The sequence below is a fragment of the Streptomyces sp. NPDC030820 genome (assembly GCF_055572075.1).
The window spans coordinates 386,150-401,560 of the sequence record NZ_JBVIEB010000007.1 but is presented as its reverse complement, the minus strand read 5'-3'; the positions used below and the strand labels follow the sequence as shown (position 1 = coordinate 401,560).

At 72.5% G+C, this 15,411-nt stretch carries 17 protein-coding genes; 7 read left to right on the top strand and 10 right to left on the bottom strand.

The genetic code is table 11. The features are described from left to right. Positions 1–40: 40 nt before the first annotated feature. The 6 genes from ACZ418_RS21880 to cds1 all read right to left on the bottom strand — a co-directional run bounded on the left by ACZ418_RS21880 (position 41) and on the right by cds1 (position 5,346). Entirely contained in the window at positions 41–1,345 is a 1,305-nt protein-coding gene (locus tag ACZ418_RS21880) for a cytochrome P450 family protein (protein ID WP_468365514.1), read from the bottom strand. A 94-nt stretch (positions 1,346–1,439) separates the two neighbouring features. Next, positions 1,440–2,042 (bottom strand): GTP-binding protein, encoded by a 603-nt coding sequence (locus tag ACZ418_RS21875; protein WP_468365271.1) that lies wholly within the window; start codon positions 2,040–2,042, stop codon positions 1,440–1,442. Beyond that, on the bottom strand, positions 2,017–2,391 hold the full coding sequence (locus ACZ418_RS21870; protein ID WP_365725390.1) for a DUF742 domain-containing protein: 375 nt from the start codon (positions 2,389–2,391) through the stop codon (positions 2,017–2,019). Before ACZ418_RS21870 ends, ACZ418_RS21875 begins: the two co-directional genes overlap by 26 nt. Continuing rightward, positions 2,388–2,789 (bottom strand): roadblock/LC7 domain-containing protein, encoded by a 402-nt coding sequence (locus ACZ418_RS21865; protein WP_468365269.1) that lies wholly within the window; start codon positions 2,787–2,789, stop codon positions 2,388–2,390. Before ACZ418_RS21865 ends, ACZ418_RS21870 begins: the two co-directional genes overlap by 4 nt. After that, a complete protein-coding gene (locus ACZ418_RS21860; protein ID WP_468365266.1) occupies positions 2,786–3,988 on the bottom strand; it encodes an ATP-binding protein in 1,203 nt (400 codons plus the stop codon). Before ACZ418_RS21860 ends, ACZ418_RS21865 begins: the two co-directional genes overlap by 4 nt. 233 nt (positions 3,989–4,221) lie before the next feature. Further along, positions 4,222–5,346: an L-cysteine desulfhydrase Cds1 gene (gene cds1 / locus ACZ418_RS21855; protein WP_468365263.1), complete on the bottom strand. Its 1,125-nt coding sequence runs from the start codon at positions 5,344–5,346 to the stop codon at positions 4,222–4,224. A 351-nt stretch (positions 5,347–5,697) separates the two neighbouring features. On the opposite strand from cds1, the gene ACZ418_RS21850 reads away from it, so the two are divergent. Further along, entirely contained in the window at positions 5,698–6,021 is a 324-nt protein-coding gene (locus ACZ418_RS21850; RefSeq protein WP_153542731.1) for a hypothetical protein, read from the top strand. A 253-nt stretch (positions 6,022–6,274) separates the two neighbouring features. Next, positions 6,275–6,874 carry an ATP-binding protein gene (locus tag ACZ418_RS21845; protein WP_468365259.1) on the top strand — a complete coding sequence of 200 codons (600 nt, stop codon included), beginning with the start codon at positions 6,275–6,277 and terminating at the stop codon, positions 6,872–6,874. A 545-nt stretch (positions 6,875–7,419) separates the two neighbouring features. On the opposite strand, the gene ACZ418_RS21840 is transcribed toward ACZ418_RS21845, so the two are convergent. Genes ACZ418_RS21840 through ACZ418_RS21830 form a run of 3 tightly spaced genes read right to left on the bottom strand, consistent with a single transcriptional unit; the run spans position 7,420 to position 11,014 of the window. Further along, entirely contained in the window at positions 7,420–9,981 is a 2,562-nt protein-coding gene (locus ACZ418_RS21840) for an ABC transporter permease (protein WP_468365257.1), read from the bottom strand. Continuing rightward, complete coding sequence (locus tag ACZ418_RS21835) at positions 9,978–10,724, bottom strand: ABC transporter ATP-binding protein (protein WP_468365255.1); 747 nt, start codon at positions 10,722–10,724, stop codon at positions 9,978–9,980. The genes ACZ418_RS21840 and ACZ418_RS21835 overlap by 4 nt, the downstream gene beginning before the upstream one ends. Continuing rightward, positions 10,721–11,014, bottom strand: coding sequence for an SHOCT domain-containing protein (locus tag ACZ418_RS21830; protein WP_468365252.1), 294 nt, complete (start codon positions 11,012–11,014; stop codon positions 10,721–10,723). Before ACZ418_RS21830 ends, ACZ418_RS21835 begins: the two co-directional genes overlap by 4 nt. A gap of 215 nt (positions 11,015–11,229) precedes the next feature. On the opposite strand from ACZ418_RS21830, the gene ACZ418_RS21825 reads away from it, so the two are divergent. The 5 genes from ACZ418_RS21825 (at position 11,230) to ACZ418_RS21805 (ending at position 14,131) form a co-directional block, all read left to right on the top strand. Then, entirely contained in the window at positions 11,230–11,820 is a 591-nt protein-coding gene (locus ACZ418_RS21825) for a TetR/AcrR family transcriptional regulator (protein ID WP_468365249.1), read from the top strand. A gap of 5 nt (positions 11,821–11,825) precedes the next feature. Then, positions 11,826–12,215 (top strand): (R)-mandelonitrile lyase, encoded by a 390-nt coding sequence (locus tag ACZ418_RS21820; RefSeq protein ID WP_468365247.1) that lies wholly within the window; start codon positions 11,826–11,828, stop codon positions 12,213–12,215. A gap of 16 nt (positions 12,216–12,231) precedes the next feature. Further along, complete coding sequence (locus ACZ418_RS21815; RefSeq protein ID WP_468365245.1) at positions 12,232–12,816, top strand: DUF4865 family protein; 585 nt, start codon at positions 12,232–12,234, stop codon at positions 12,814–12,816. Next, entirely contained in the window at positions 12,813–13,724 is a 912-nt protein-coding gene (locus ACZ418_RS21810; RefSeq protein ID WP_468365243.1) for a phosphotriesterase family protein, read from the top strand. The genes ACZ418_RS21815 and ACZ418_RS21810 overlap by 4 nt, the downstream gene beginning before the upstream one ends. Before the next feature lie 68 nt (positions 13,725–13,792). Beyond that, positions 13,793–14,131 carry a hypothetical protein gene (locus ACZ418_RS21805; RefSeq protein ID WP_468365240.1) on the top strand — a complete coding sequence of 113 codons (339 nt, stop codon included), beginning with the start codon at positions 13,793–13,795 and terminating at the stop codon, positions 14,129–14,131. Positions 14,132–14,164: 33 nt separating this feature from the next. On the opposite strand, the gene ACZ418_RS21800 is transcribed toward ACZ418_RS21805, so the two are convergent. Continuing rightward, positions 14,165–15,403 carry an ROK family protein gene (locus ACZ418_RS21800; protein ID WP_468365238.1) on the bottom strand — a complete coding sequence of 413 codons (1,239 nt, stop codon included), beginning with the start codon at positions 15,401–15,403 and terminating at the stop codon, positions 14,165–14,167. Positions 15,404–15,411: the final 8 nt, after the last annotated feature.

Here is a 15,411-nt window from a genome sequence, read left to right as displayed (position 1 = left end):
CCTGTCACATGCCTCCCGCCAAACCGCCGCATGTCACACATCAGACCCGGAAGATGTCCAGGAAGGTGCTCCAGAAGCCCTTCTTCCTGGCCGGCTCCTGACGGGCGGCGGCGACCGGAGCCGTGGGGAGCGGCTGCTCCCCCGCGGCGGGGACGGTCCGGCCCTGCAGCGCGGCGGCGATATGGGTGGCCGGGGTCGGGCTGAAGGCCACGGGCAGTGCGACCAGCGCCCGGTGGAACGGGCCCGGCCGCCACTCCAGCTCCTTCTCGTGGACGGCCAGCGTCAGGTCGGGCAGGGCGTTGAGGATCTTCTCGATCGCGGTGACGGCGATGACCTGCGCCGGGTCCTTGGCCGGGCATGCGTGCGGACCGGCTCCCCAGGCCAGGTGGGCGCCCTTGCTGTTCCTCCGGCGGGCCTCGTCCAGCGCGGGATCGGTGTTGGCCGCGGCGAAGCTGATGACGACCGGTGTGCCCGCCTCGGCCACCACTCCCCCGAGGTCCACGTCCTGGACCGGGTAGTGGGTGGCGTAGTTGGCGATGGGCGCCTGGTTCCACAGCACGTGATCGATCGCCTCCTCGACCAGCAGCCCGGAGTCGCGTCCGCTGGTGTCGGGTGACAGCAGCAGGAGCAGGGCGTTGCCGATCAGGTTGCGCTCGGGTTCGACGCCGGCGCCCATCAGCATGACCAGCTGGTCCTTGAGCTCCTCGTCGGTCAGCCCCGCGGGGTGCTGGATCAGCCAGGAGGTGACGTCGTCGCCGGGCTGCCGGCGCTTGAGGGCGATCAGCTGCATGAGGCAGGCGGTGAGTTCCTCGTTGGCGCGCAGGGCGTCCTTGCCGTCGAAGATGGCCGACATGGCGCTGGTGAGGGTGTCACCGATGTCCGCGGGGCAGCCGAACAGGTTGTTGAACAGCAGCAGCGGCAGCAGTTTGGCGTAGTCGTTGAGGAGGTCGGCCCGGCCGCGCTCGCAGAACTGGTCGATCAGGTAGTCGGCGATCGGCTCGACGTCGCGGCGGATCCGGGTGATGTTGAGCCGGGCGAGGCTGTCCGTGACGGCCTTGCGCAGCCGCAGGTGCACGGCGCCGTCGGTGAACAGGCAGTTGGGCCGGTACGCCATCATCGGCAGCACCGGGTGGTCCAGCGGGATGTGCCCTTCGCCCAGGGCCTTCCAGCGGCGGGCGTCCCGGGCGAAGAGCGTGGAGTTCTGCAGCACGCGCAGGGCCGTCTCGTGCCCGACGACCAGGGTGGCGTCGATTCCGGGGGCGAGTTCGACCGGTCCGGCCGGACCGTGGGCGCGCAACCGGTCGTAGACCTGGTGGGGGGCGGCGGCGAACGCGGCGTCGTGCATGGGGCATCTGGCGCCGGCGGGGGCGGGGACTGACTGGCGGTCCATGGGGTTCCTTCTGCTGGCTCCGGGCTGGTGGTCCGGGGGGATGGGCGGGTCAGGCGGCTCGGGTGAGCAGGTGACGGACGAGCGCGATCAGCGCATGGGCGGAGGACTGCCGGTCGCGGGCGTCGCAGTAGACGACGGGGGTGTCCGGGAGCAGGTCGAGGGCCTCGCGCACCTCTGCCTCCTCGTAGACCGCGGCCGGATCGAAGCCGTTGACCGCGATGGCGTACTCGAGGCCGTACCGCTCGACGAGGTCGATGACGGGGAAGGTCTCCTCCAGCCGGCCCGGGTCGACCAGCAGCAGTGCGCCCAGCGCGCCGCGGGCCATGTCCTCCCACAGCTGCATGAAACGCTGCTGTCCCGGCGTGCCGAACAGGTACAGCACGAGGTCGTCGCTGAGCGTCAGACGCCCGAAGTCCAGGGCGACGGTGGTGGTGGTCTTGCCGCCCACGCCCCTGAGGTCGTCCACATGGAGGGATGCCTGCGTCATCTTCTCCTCGGTGCGCAGCGGGGTGATCTCCGACAGCGAGCCGATGAAGGTCGTCTTGCCCACGGCGAAATGCCCGACGACCAGGATCTTGGCAGCGTTGGTCACCGCGCTGGAGACGTAGATGGATCCAGGGGCGGTCTCAGCCGATGAGGGATTGGAGTCCATTCAGAACCTTCTCGAGGGTCGCTCTGTCAACGTTCTGAGCCCGGGGCGGCTCGGCGCGGCGCAGGAGGTGGCCCTGCTCGAATAAATCGGTCAGCAGCAGCCGGGCCACCCCCACCGGCAGTCCCACGTGGCCCGCGACCTCGGCGACCGACAGGTAGCCGCCCGCGCACAGCTGCCAGATCGCCATCACCTCGGGGCCGGCTCCCAGCGGAGGGGTCCGCTCGGGAGCCAGGGTGACCAGGGTGTGCAGCGCCAGGTCGTCCGCGGCCGGCAGGCTCCGGCCGCCGGTGATGACGTAGGAGCGGACGAACTCACTGGTGACGGAGGCCTCTTCGCCGGGCGTGGTCATACCCCGGCACCGTTCTCCGACCGCGGTGCCACACTCATCGCCTTGCTGAGGGCGGCCACCGTCTTCTGCATGCGGAAGGACATGGCCTCCATGTCGACGTCCAACGCGGCCGAGACGGCGAGGTACGAGCCCTGGCCGGCGGCGATCAGGAAGATCCAGCCGCCGTCGTACTCCAGCAGCGTCTGCTTCCAGATTCCGTGCCCCGCTCCCACGAACCCCGCGACGGCTCGGCTCAGCGACTGCATCGAGCTGATCGCGGCGGCGTTCGTCTCGGCGTCGTCGCGTGCGATGTCGTCCGAGCGCTGCAACAGCAGGCCGTCTCCCGAGACGAGGATCGCGTGCCGGGCTCCGCGTACTTCGAGCACGTCGTTCAGCACCCAGGACAGGTCGATCTTCACTGGTTGTCAGGTCCTTCCGTGGTGTTCGTGGTCCGCCCGAGCTGGGTTCCGCGCGCGAACGCCCCGAGCCGTGAGGCCGTCACCTCGCTGGCCGGCTCGGGAGTCTCCTCCTGGCCGGCGCTGTCGAGGGCCGGGACCACCGTGACGGGGCTGCTGCGCCGCCGGCGTTTGGGCAGACCTCCCGAGGTCGTTCCCACCACGTGCGAGGGGCCCACCACCGGGACCGGCGCCAGGCGCTGGGGGGCGGCCTCGGGGGCCGCGGTGTCCTGGGCATCGGCCGCCGGGGAAGGAGTGTCGGCCGAGAGGAGACTTTCGGGCACACGAATCACTGCACGCACTCCGCCGTAGGGGGACACGGAGCCGACGGACACGGCGAAGCCGTAGCGGGCGGCGAGCATGCCGCACACGGCGAAGCCGAACCGCGGCGGATCGCCGAGACCGGTGATGTCGACGGGACCGTCCACGGAGAGCAGGGCCGCCGCCCGGTCCTTGGTCTCCTGGTCCATGCCCAGTCCGGCGTCGTCCACGATGAAGCAGACACCGGTCGGCACGGTCTGGATGTTGACCTCGACGGGCGTTCCGGGCGCGCTGTAGTTCGTCGCGTTGTCCAGCAGTTCGGCCAGGACGACGGCCACCGGCTCGACCGCCTTGCCGACGAGGGAGATGCTGACCTGCGAGTGGACGCTGACCCGGTCGAAGTCCTTGATCCTGCCCTGGGCGCTGCGGGCGACGTCGTAGACGGTCGCCGCGCCGTCACGCCTGCCCAGCCATCCGCCGCACAGGACGGAGATGCCCTTGGCCCGGCGGCCGAACTGGCTGCCGGTGTGGTCGACCGTCATCAGGTCGGCCAGGACCTCCGTGGTGTCGCCGTACTTCTTCAGCAGGCTGTCCAGGAGGACCTGCTGTTCCTCGGCGAGCGACTGGAGCGTGCCCATAGCGGACTTCAGCACCGCCTTGGTCGACGCCTCCGCGTCGGCCCGTACGTCGGCGAGGTCACGCTGATGCTGTGCGGTCAGCGCGGCGATGTGCGTGTGGAGCTGCCCGACGTCGCCGCGGGCCTGTCCCAGTCCTGCCTCGAGGTCCTTTCTCGTTCTTCGGAGCGCCATATTGGTTCTCCGGGCCCGCATCACTGCGACGACCGCAGCGACGAGCACCACCAGCAAGATCCACAGCAGTGGATCCGTGGTCAATGACGTCATGAGACTCTCTTCAAGTCGCATCGCGCCGGAATCGTGCGAGCGCGATGGTGCCTTTGAGACTGTCCCCCCGTACGCGTTCATGACACGCCGTCAGCCCACCGAAAAGTGGGATGATCTTATCAGTCACACAGACACAATCGACTTGCCCAGAACGCCAATTGAGACGTCACCAAACCCTCACAACCCCGTCACCCGCCCGTTGGGCACCGGCCGCCGAAGGGACGGGGACCGGCTCAGTCCGGCCACACGCCCGTGGCCAGCAGGGTCTCGATCGCTGCGGTGTACGGCGCGATGTCCAGGCCCTGCCCGGCGAGCCAGGCGTCGGAGTAGTACTTGTCGAGGTAGCGGTCGCCCGGATCGCACAGCAGGGTGACGACGCTGCCCCGGCGACCCTCGGCCACCATCTCGGAGACGATCTTCAGCGCGCTCCACAGCCCGGTGCCCGTGGAGCCGCCCGCCTTGCGGCCGATGGCCCGCTCCAGGGCCCGTACGGCGGCGACGCTGGCCGCGTCCGGGACCTTCATCATCCGGTCGATCGCCCCGGGCACGAAGCTCGGCTCCATGCGCGGCCGGCCGATGCCCTCGATCCGGGAGCCGCAGTCGCAGGTGACGTCCGGATCGCCGGTGGTCCAGCCCTCGAAGAAGCAGGAGTTGTCCGGGTCGGCGACGCAGATACGGGTGTCGTACTGCATGTAGTGGACATAGCGGGCGAGGGTCGCGGAGGTGCCGCCGGTGCCGGCCGTGGCGACGATCCAGGCGGGCTCCGGGAAGCGCTCCAACTCCAGTTGGCGGAAGATCGATTCGGCGATGTTGTTGTTGCCGCGCCAGTCGGTGGCCCGCTCGGCGTAGGTGAACTGGTCCATGTAGTGGCCGCCGGTCTCCACCGCGAGGCGGGCGGACTCCTCGTACATCTTCCGCGAGTCGTCCACGAAGTGGCACCGTCCGCCGTGGAACTCGATGAGGCGGCACTTCTCGGCGCTGGTCGTGCGCGGCATGACCGCGATGAAGGGCACGCCGATCAGCTTGGCGAAGTAGGCCTCGGAGACGGCCGTGGAGCCGCTGGAGGCCTCGATGACCGGGCGGCCGGGTCGGATCCAGCCATTGCAGAGGCCGTAGAGGAAGAGGGAGCGGGCGAGGCGGTGCTTGAGGCTTCCGGTGGGGTGCGTCGACTCGTCCTTGAGGTAGAGGTCGATGCCCCACTGCTCGGGGAGGGGGAAGCGCAGCAGGTGCGTGTCCGCCGATCGGTTGGCGTCCGCCTGGACCTTGCGGACGGCCTCTTTCAGCCAGTCGCGGTAGGCGGCGTCGCTGCGGTCGACGTCGAGGGTGGCGCCGGTCCGGGTCTGGTCGGTGGTGCTCACGGCGGTGCTCCTTAGGCTGGGCGCCGACGACGCCTCGCGCGGCCGGCACCTTGAGCATAGGCATCTTTCACACCGCTTCCCACCTGCATAAACGCATCTTTGAGCGACCCAAAGCCGCCCTGGGGCACAGGCGCACGAGGCATCCGGGGGCGCATTGGCGGGAGTGCTCCGGGCGGCTTTCGCGGGCGCCACGCACGTACTGGTGCTCCCGGCCGCATCGGGGCAGACTGCACGCCAGGGGACGATCGTCCCGAACGCAGGCGCACGCCGCCGTCGGGCGCGGGCGCACACTGGACCGGACGCGAGCGCACACTGGATCGCGGAAGCACACGGGCAAGGGGGCGGCGAAGGATGGCGGAGCCGGAGTTCACAGCCACGGGCGTGCGGATCGGCAAGCGGCTGCGTTCGCTCACCCGGGCCGGTCAGGTCCGGATCAACGACGGCAGGCTGGAGTTGCTCACCAGCTACGGCAGCGAGATCGACAGTGCGCCGGTGCAGGCGGTGCGCGCGTCCAGGCCGTGGTTCCGGCCGGACGACAAGGCGTTGGCCGACCTCAACGGCAAGCGGTACCTGCTGACGCTGGGCGAGCACGACCCCGCCCCGGGCGAGCCGGGTCCCCCCGCGGCACGGCGGTTCATCGAGGCGGTGCGCCGGGCCGCCGGACGCGGCGGCTGACAGCCGTACGGCCGCCGGCCGGGGAGCAGGCCGGTCGTGTTACTCCGAGCAGCGGTCCGTCGCGGCGAGTTGCGGGACCGCATCCCCTGCGTCACGCTGGTCTCACGTCACTCTGGGTTTACCGGCGATAACGCTGCGAACCAGCCCGCCGGCCATGCAGCAGGCGGACGTTTGGACGCAAGCACCCTGCTGGATCCGTTGTTCTCCGTGTTCTTCCGGTTCTTTCGAACCTCTACATCGGGGAGTCGCAGCCGTGATCAGTCACCCAAGCAGGCACTGCACGGTGGAGCTCCAAGCCCTGCCGTCGCGGATCGGCCAGGTCCGCAGAATCGTATCTGCGCAGTTGCGCTACTGGCACATGGACGCGTTGATAGACCGGGCCGCGCTCGGTGTGACGGAGCTGCTCAGCAACGTCCACCGGCATGCCAGGCCCGACAAGTCGTGCACGGTCGAGCTGGAGCTGGCGCCGGACCGCCTCACGGTCTCGGTGCGCGACAACGACCCACGGCTTCCGGTGCCGGCCGACGTCGCGGACCTGTCGGACGGTGGCCCGCTGGCCACCTGCGGGCGCGGGCTGGCGATGGTGGCGGCGGTGAGCGAGAGCTGGGGCGCCCGGCCGGACGGCGAGAACGGCAAGGTCGTCTGGTTCACGCTGCCGGCCCCGGCGGTGGTACGGCCGTATCCGGCCCATGCCCCGCGCCGTGCCGCCGAGGTGCGGCCGGCGCCGGAACCCGTCCGCGTCGGCGCGGCGGCCAAGGCACCGGCGGGGACACCTGTCGGCGCCGGGGTCGCGTTGAGTGCCGAAGCTCCCGCCGGAGCGCAGGCTCCCGCCCGGTCGGCCGTTCCCGGCTGACCGGGCGGTGACGGGGCCTCCGGCCTCGCGGCAGTGCGCCCACCGCCCGGTCGGTTCGGACCGTGCGCGGGTGCGGGTACGTTGTGGCCAGTCGCGCAGTTCCCCGCGCCCCTGGGGAGTTGCGGCCGGCCACACCTGATGGGCCGACCGCCCGCAGCCACGGCCTGTCTCAGGCAGGCGGCAACCACAGCTCCCTCAGGGGCGCGGGGAACTGCGCGACCAGCCCACCGCGCACCCGCAGTCGCGAACGGTTTCGCACGGCCCGACGCGTAGGCGCAAGCACCCCCGCGCACCCGCAGTCGCGAACGGTCCGAACCGGCCCGGCGGGTGGGCGCGCCCCGGCCGACGCGACGCGGCGGCGCAGCCACGGTGCGCATCTTGGTGCGGTCGGCCGCAACTCCCCGGGGGCGCGGGGCTGTGTCGATATGCGGCTTCGCCGCGCGGGCGCGACCAGCCCACCACCCACCCGCACCCGCACCCGCACCCGCACCCGCCCACGGTCCGAACCGACCCAACGGCTGGGCGCCCCGGCCGACGCGACGCAGTCACTCCGTCGCGATGGCCCGCAGCACGTCCAGCCGGGCCGCCCGCCGCGCCGGGCGCAGGCCGGCCAGCGCGCCTGCGGTGAGGCCGACCAGGGCCACCACCGCGAGCCGGGCGGGCGGCAGGGCGAAGGCGAACGCGGTGTCGCTCGCGCCGTCGGACGCCTTCACCAGCACCCAGCCCAGGAAGGCGCCGAGCCCGAGACCGCCCACCGTGCCGAACGCGGCGACCAGGACCGACTCCCAGCGGACCATGGCCCGCAACTGGGCGCGGGTCTGGCCGACGGCCCGCAGCAGGCCGAGTTCCCGGGTGCGTTCGTGCAGCGCGAGGGTCAGCGTGTTGGCGATGCCGAGCAGGGCGATGACCACCGCGAGGGCGAGCAGCGCGTAGACGAGGGTGAGCATCATGTCGATGCCGCCCGCCGAGGACTGGGCGTACTCGTCCCGGGTCTGCACGGACGGATTGCCGTACTGTGCGGCGACCTTCTTCACCGCCGCCTTGCCGGCGTCGGCGCTCACCCCGTGCTTGAAGGTGACGGCGATCAGGGTGTCCGCGTCCTGGGTGCGGTGCGGGGCCCAGGCGGCGCGGGTGATGACATAGTCGCCGGCCAGTTCGGACTGGCCGTACACGGCCCGGACGGTGAAGTTCTCGCTCCTGCCGTCGGTGAAGGTCAGCCTGGCCCTGTCGCCGGTGCGCAGATGCTGCCGGTCGGCCTCCTTCCGGGTGAGGGCGATGCCGTCGGTGCCGAGGTCCCGCAGGGAGCCGGTGACCGTGCCGAGGTCGAAGGTGCGGGCGAGCGCGGCCGGATCCGTGACGGTCAACGCCCTTCCCCTGCCGTTGACTTCGGCGACCCCGCGGCCGAGGCCGACGGCGGTGTCCACCTGGGGAAGCCGCTGGAGTGCGGGGGCCAGCCGGGGGCTGAGTCCGCTGCCGCCCGCGCCGAAGGACGGGCTGCTGACGGCGATGTCACCGGCGAAGGACCGGGACACCGTCTGGTCCATCGTGGCCTTCAGCGAGGCCCCGAAGACGGTGAACAGAGACACGACGGCCACCCCGATCATCAGCGCGCTCGCGGTGGCCGCCGTCCGCTTCGGGCTGCGCAGGGCGTTGCGCCGGGCCAGGGAGCCGGTGACCCCGCGCAGTCGGTCCAGGGGGCCGCCGAGCAGCCGTACGGCCGTGGTGGCGGCAACCGGGCCGAGGACGACGAAGGCCGCCAGGGCGAGCAGTGCGCCGACTCCCGCCAGCCACACGGACGGGGAGACGAGGACGCCGGTCAGGGTCGTGGCGAGCGCCAGCGCGCCGAGCACACCTCCGGTGATCGCCCGGACGCGGGAGGCACCGGAGGTGTCGACGGCCGTCTCGCGCAGGGCGGCGAGCGGCGCCGTCCGTCCGGCGCGCCGGGCCGGCAGGAGCGCGGAGCCCAGACAGACCACGATCCCCACCGCGAGCGGCAGCACCATCGACAGGGTCTTGATCACCAGGTCACCGTCGGGGAACGGGAATCCGATCGCCGGGAACAGCGCCTGGAGCCCTGCGGCGATACCGATGCCGCCCGCGAGTCCGGTGAGGGACGCGGTGAGCGCGACGAGGCAGGCCTCGGCGAGGGCGGCGGCGGTCACCTGGCGGCGGGCCGCGCCGAGGGCACGCAACAGGGCGTTCTCACGGGTGCGTTGGGCGACCACGATCGCGAACGTGTTGTGGATGGAGAAGGTGGCGACGAGCAGGGCGACACCGGAGAAGACCAGCAGGAAGGTGGTGAAGATGGTCAGGAACTGGCTGGAGATCATGTCGGTGTTCTCCTGCGCGGACTGCTGACCGGTGATGGCCTCGACTCCCTTGGGCAGCACCGGAGTCAGCCGCCGGACCAGGTCCTGCTGGCTCACTCCGGGTTCGGCCCGCACCGCGATGGACGCCGCCTGGCCGGGCCGCGCGGTGAGGTACTTCTCGGCGTCGGCCCGGGTCATGCCGGTGAACGTCACCTGGGCCATGCCGTCCTGGCCGCCGAAGGTGGCGAGCCCGACGACGGTGACCTTCACGGGGTCCGGGGTGCGCAGGGTCGTGGTGTCACCGATCTTCAGACCGCCCTTCTTCGCGGCACCCCGGTTCACCACGACCTCGCCCGGCCTGGCGGGAACACGGCCGTCGGCGAGCCGGTAGGGGTTGAGCCGCGGGTCGGTGATCCAGTTGCCGGCGATCGTGGGCGGCCCCTGACCGCCGACCGGCTTCCCGTCGGAGCCGACGAGCTGGCCGGCGCCCTGGATGTTCGGGGCCGCGGCGGCCACGCCGGGGACCCGCTCGACGGTCTTCACCAGCGAGGTGTCCACGGGCCGCCGTACGCCCCGGGCCTCGCCGGGGGTGGTGATGGCGTCGGCACCGCGTACGACGGCGTCCGTACCGCTGGTGGCCTCGCCGAACATGCTGTCGAAGCTGGCGCGCAGCGTGTCGCCCATGACGAGGGTGCCGGTCAGGAAGGCGACACCGAGGAACACGGCGAGGAAGGTGCCGGCGAACCGGCGCCGGTGCGCCCGCAAGGACGTGAGGCTGAGCCGCAGCGAGGCGTTCATGACCGCACCTCGAAGGCCTTCATGCGGTCCAGCACCTTTTCGGGTGTCGGCGACTCCATCCGGTCGACCAGGCGCCCGTCGGCGAGGAAGAGCACCTCGTCGGCGTGCGCGGCGGCCACCGGGTCGTGCGTGACCATGACGACCGTACGGTCCATCTCCCGCACGGCGGAGCCGAGCAGGCCGAGAACCTCCGCGCCGGAGCGGGAGTCGAGGTTGCCGGTCGGCTCGTCGGCGAAGACCACATCGGGCCGCCCGGCGAACGCCCGTGCCACCGCGACGCGTTGCTGCTGGCCGCCGGAAAGCTCCGAGGGCCGGTGGTGCAGCCGGTCGCGCAGCCCGACGACGTCGACGAGCGCGTCGATCCACTCCGGGTCGCCGCGCCGCCCTGCCAGGTCCAGGGGCAGGGTGATGTTCTCCGCGACGGTCAGCGTGGGCACCAGGTTGAAGGCCTGGAACACGAAGCCGACCCGGTCGCGGCGCAGCAGGGTCAGGCGGCGGTCGTCCAGCGCGCCGAGTTCGGTGTCCCCGATGTAGGCGGCGCCGGAGGTGAGCGTGTCGAGGCCGGCCGCGCAGTGCATGAGGGTGGACTTGCCGGAGCCCGAGGGGCCCATGATCGCGGTGAAGCGTCCGGCGGGGAAGGAGACGTCGACACCGTCCAGGGCGCGTACGGCGGTGTCGCCACCGCCGTACACCTTCACCGCGTCCACCACACGGGCCGCGGCCCGCAGTGCGGTCGTGGTCATGCAGCGCCTCCCTTGCCCGCACGGCCGAAGTGCTCCTCCAGGACGGACAGGCGGCGCCAGTACTCGTCCTCGTCGATCTCGCCAGAGGCGAAGCGGCGGCCGAGGACCGCGAGCGGCGAGTCACCCGCGGGGCGTGAGCCGTCCATGGGCCGCCAGGGGCCGCCGCGTCCGCGCCAACCGGTGCGGCGCAGGAAGGTGACGGCGCCGATCACGACGGCCGCCCAGATCAGCGGGAAGAACAGGATCCAGGGGCCGGGTCCGCCGCCGCCCCAGTCGGCCAGGGTCTGCATCTCGGGTCATCTCCCTCGTCGGTTGCCAGGTCCCCGGTCCTTGGGGACGCCACGAGAGTCCCTCCGGGAGGGGGTCCGGGTCGTCGTGCGGCCGGCGGCAGTGCGGGTACCTCCCGGGGAGTACGACAGGGGCGGCGGACTGCTCCCCGAGGAGCCCCTGGAGAGTTCGAGAGCCTCTGGGCAGCTTCTGGGGCTGGCGGACTGTAACTACTAGTATGTACAGTGATCGCATGAGCACCTCGGAACGACTGATCGAGTCCACCCGTGAGCTGCTGTGGGAGCGCGGGTACGTGGGCACGAGCCCCAAGGCGATCCTGGAGCGCGCGGGTGCCGGCCAGGGCAGCATGTACCACCACTTCAAGGGCAAGCCGGACCTCGCCCTGGCGGCGATCCGGCGAACCGCGGAGGAACTGCGCGCCGCCGCCGAGCGGGTCCTGGGCGGTCCGGGCACGCCGTACGAGCGCATCGAGGCGTATCTGCTGCGCGAGCGTGACGTGCTGCGCGGCTGCCCGGTCGGGCGGCTGACCATGGACCCGGACATCATCGCCAGCGAAGAGCTGCGCGCGCCGGTGGACGAGACGATCGCGTGGGTCCGGAAGCGGATCGCCGGGATCGTCGAAGAGGGCAAGCGGCAGGGGCAGTTCGCACCCTCGCTGGACGGCGAGGAGATCGGCGCGGCCGTCCTCGCGACCGTGCAGGGCGGCTATGTCCTCGCCCGCGCCTCCGGCTCCCCCGCCGCTTTCGACGCCGGGGTGCGCGGTCTGCTCTCCCTGCTCGCACCCCGAACCCCCGGACAGGAGACCTGAGTCACATGCACATCACCAGACGGCGTCCCGACACCAGGCAGGGCCCGGCGGAGAACTTCACCGGCACGGTCTGGCTGGACGAGATAGCCGCCCCGGCCGCCCCCTCGCGGCTGCGCATGTTCAACGTCCACTTCGCTCCGGGCGCCCACACGGCCTGGCACCGGCATCCGAACGGGCAGGTGCTGCACGTGCTGGAGGGCGAGGGTCTGGTGCAGCGCAAAGGCGGTGCGGTGGAGGCGATCCGCGCGGGCGACACGGTGTGGATCGAGCCGGACGAATGGCACTGGCACGGCGCCGCGCCGCGCACCTTCATGACCCATCTCGCGGTCGTGGAGGCCGCCGAGAACGGCACGACGACCGAGTGGCACGCGCACGTGGCCGACTACCCCGCCTGAGAAAGGGATGCGCGAGATGCACGCCATGCAGTACGAGTTCGCCCTTCCCGCCGACTACGACATGGGCGTCATCCGCTCCCGCGTCGCCCGTGTCGCGCATCTGCTGGACGACTGGGACGGCCTTGGCATCAAGACGTATGTGCTGCGCGAGCGCGGGGTGCACGGCTCGCCGGTGAACCAGTACGGGCCGTTCTACCTCTGGAACACCATGGAGGGCATGAACAGCTTCCTGTGGGGAGGAACCTTCCAGGGGCCCGTCGACGACTTCGGGCGGCCGGCGATCCGGCAGTGGACGGGGCTGGCGTTCGAGGAGGGCACCGCGACCGGGGCGGCGCCCGCGTTCGCCGTGCGGCGGCGGCAACCGGTGCCGGAAGGCGTGGAGTTGGCCGCGTTCATGGCGGACGCGGCGGCCGAGACCGGGCGGCTGGCGGCGGAGGACGGCGCGGTCCTCGCCGCGGCGGCCGTGGACACGCGCGCGTGGGAGCTGGTCCACTTCTCGCTCTGGGAGCACGACACGCCCAAGGCCGACGGAGACCTCTACCAGGTGCTGCACCTGTCCGCGCCCGGCCGTGACCGGCTGCCGCGCGGGCGGCAGTGGTGAGCCGCGTCCGCACGGTCCTCGGCGACATACGGCCCGATGAGCTGGGCGTGTGCGACGCGCACGACCATCTGTTCCTGCGCAGCCCGCGGTTGCCGGGCCAGGAGCTGAACGACCTGTCGGCCGCGCGGGCCGAGCTGGCCGCGTTCCGGGCGGCGGGCGGAGCGGCCGTCGTGCAGTGGACGCCGTACGGCATGGGACGGCGGGCGGCGGACCTGCCGGAGCTGTCCCGGGACACGGGTGTGCGGCTGGTCTGCGCCACGGGCCTGCACCAAGCGGCGCACTACGACTCCGAGTTGCTCGGCAGGCTGCGCGCCGACGGCCTCACCGAGCTGTTCGTGTCCGAGCTGACCGGCGGCATCGGCACGAGCGGGGTGCGGGCCGGGCTGATCAAGGTGGCGGGCGGTTTCCACGCGCTCGACGCGCACGCCCGCCGCACCATGACGGCCGCGGCCGAGGCGCACCACGCCACCGGCGCACCCATCGCCGTGCACCTGGAGCTGGGCACCGGCGCGCCGGACGTACTCGACCTGCTGTGCGGCGAGTTGAGGGTGCCCGGCGAGCGGGTGATCCTGGGCCATCTGAACCGCTTCCCCGACCCGGTGGTGCACCGGCAGGCCGCCGAGTCCGGCTGCTGGCTGGCCTTCGACGGGCCGTCCCGCGCCCATCACGCCACCGACTGGCAGATGCCGGAGGCGGTACGGGCGCTGGCGGACGCCGGCTTCGGTGACCGGCTGCTGCTCGGCGGCGACACGGTGGTCGCCGGGGCCCGCTCGGTCGACGGCGGGCCCGGGATGCCGTACCTGCTGCGCCGGCTGCGGCCCCGGCTGGACGCTGCGCTGGGCGCGGACCTGGTGGACCGCATCCTCACCGAGCATCCGGGACGGGCGTTCGCGGCCGACTGGACGTGAGCGGAGAGGCGTGGCCCGATCGCATCGATGCCTGTCCCTCCGGACGGTTCCCGCTCCGGCGACCGAGCGTGTCCACGCTGACGGCCGCCGTCTACTTCACCCGCTCCGTGGGCCTGCGGCGGCGCAGGTCGGCCTCGGCATGGGCCTCGGCGCGGTCAGGACCGGCTGCTCGGGGTCGGCGTCGCTCCGGCGCCCCAGGCCAGTACTCCGGCGCCTTCCACCTCGGCAGCGGCCTGGTCGGCGTCGCGCCACCGTCCGTCCTGGCCTGGCTCTGTCTCACCCGGGGTGGGCCGGGCTGGATCTGTATGGGCGCCGTGTTCGGGTGCGCGGGGCTCCCGGCGCCGCCGGCAGTCCGCTCGGCGCTGCGGTCCCGCCCGGCCGAGGTGCCGAGCGCCGCCACCGGGTGACGGCCAAGTCACCCGAGGCGACCAGGACCCCCGTCAGCGCAGCGCCCCCAGCGGGTCGTCCAGGACCGGTTGCCAGGCCAGTTCGGCAGCGCCGACCAGGCTGTTGTGGTCCAGGGTGCACGGAAGGATCGGCACGCCGCCGCTCTGACCCCACAGGCTGCGGTCGGCGACGACCGCGCGAAGCCGGCCGGGGTCGGCGTCCAGGAGGGTGCGGTGCAGGCCGCCGAGGATGATGCGGTCGGGGTTGAGGATGTTGACCAGGCCGGCCAGACCCAGGCCCAGACGGTCGATCAGGGCCTCGGCGGCCCTGCGGACGGCAGGGTCGTCGTACTGGGTGTCCAGCAGGTCGTTGGCCTGCTGGAGCAACGACAGCTCGGGGCCCGGCTCGCGGCCGGCCTCGGCCAGCAGGGCCAGCGGGTCGGCCTCCACGTCCAGACAGCCGCGGCTGCCGCAGTGGCAGGGCCGGCCCTCCGGGTTGACGGTGAGATGGCCGACCTCCAGGGCGAGCCCCGAACTTCCCGTGTGCAGACGGCCGTCCAGCACGAGGGCGCCGCCGACGCCGCGGTGTCCGGTGGCCACGCACAGCAGGTCCCGGGCGCCGCGGCCGGCGCCGTGCCGGTGCTCGGCGAGCGCGGCGAGGTTGACGTCGTTGCCGGCGAAGGCAGGCCCGGTGATGCCCGCCGCGCGCACGCACTCCGTGAAGATCCGCCGGACGGGAGCGCCGACCGGCCAGGCCAGGTGCAAGGGGTTGAGGGCGAGCCCGTCGGGTTCGGCCACGGCGGACGGTACGGCGAGTCCGGCGCCGACACAGCGGCGGCCGGTCGTGCGCAGCAGCTCCGCGCCCGCCTCCACGACCGAGCCGAGCACCTTCGCCGGGTCGGCGTCGACGGTCTCGCAGCCGGGCGCGGTCGCCACGATCCGCCCGCCGAGGCCGACCAGCGCGGCCCGGAAGCCGTCGGCGTGCACCTGCGCGGCGAGCGCCACCGGGCCGTCCTCGGCGACCTCCAGCCGGTGCGAGGGGCGGCCCTGCGAACCGGCCGCGGCGCCCGGCCGGGCGTCCACCCGGATCAGTCCGAGCGCCTCCAGCTCGGCGGCCACCGCACCGGCGGTCGCCCGGGTGACCCCGAGTTCCGCGGTGAGCACGGCCCGGGTGGGGGCCCGCCCGGTGTGCACCAGCTCCAGCGCGGGCCCGAGCGCTCCGCGCCCTCGGTCCAGCCGCGCCCTGGAGGTGTTCCTCTCCCCCGCCGTCCGGGGATCCGCCTTGCCGCTCATGAGGGCGA

Coding starts and splice junctions, on each gene's coding strand:
- ACZ418_RS21880 (WP_468365514.1), bottom strand. CDS start 1,345: ATGCACGACGCCGCGTTCGCCGCCGCCCCCCACCAGGTCTACGACCGG.
- ACZ418_RS21875 (WP_468365271.1), bottom strand. CDS start 2,042: ATGGACTCCAATCCCTCATCGGCTGAGACCGCCCCTGGATCCATCTAC.
- ACZ418_RS21870 (WP_365725390.1), bottom strand. CDS start 2,391: ATGACCACGCCCGGCGAAGAGGCCTCCGTCACCAGTGAGTTCGTCCGC.
- ACZ418_RS21860 (WP_468365266.1), bottom strand. CDS start 3,988: ATGACGTCATTGACCACGGATCCACTGCTGTGGATCTTGCTGGTGGTG.
- ACZ418_RS21850 (WP_153542731.1), top strand. CDS start 5,698: ATGGCGGAGCCGGAGTTCACAGCCACGGGCGTGCGGATCGGCAAGCGG.
- ACZ418_RS21840 (WP_468365257.1), bottom strand. CDS start 9,981: ATGAACGCCTCGCTGCGGCTCAGCCTCACGTCCTTGCGGGCGCACCGG.
- ACZ418_RS21835 (WP_468365255.1), bottom strand. CDS start 10,724: ATGACCACGACCGCACTGCGGGCCGCGGCCCGTGTGGTGGACGCGGTG.
- ACZ418_RS21830 (WP_468365252.1), bottom strand. CDS start 11,014: ATGCAGACCCTGGCCGACTGGGGCGGCGGCGGACCCGGCCCCTGGATC.
- ACZ418_RS21825 (WP_468365249.1), top strand. CDS start 11,230: ATGTACAGTGATCGCATGAGCACCTCGGAACGACTGATCGAGTCCACC.
- ACZ418_RS21820 (WP_468365247.1), top strand. CDS start 11,826: ATGCACATCACCAGACGGCGTCCCGACACCAGGCAGGGCCCGGCGGAG.
- ACZ418_RS21815 (WP_468365245.1), top strand. CDS start 12,232: ATGCACGCCATGCAGTACGAGTTCGCCCTTCCCGCCGACTACGACATG.
- ACZ418_RS21800 (WP_468365238.1), bottom strand. CDS start 15,403: ATGAGCGGCAAGGCGGATCCCCGGACGGCGGGGGAGAGGAACACCTCC.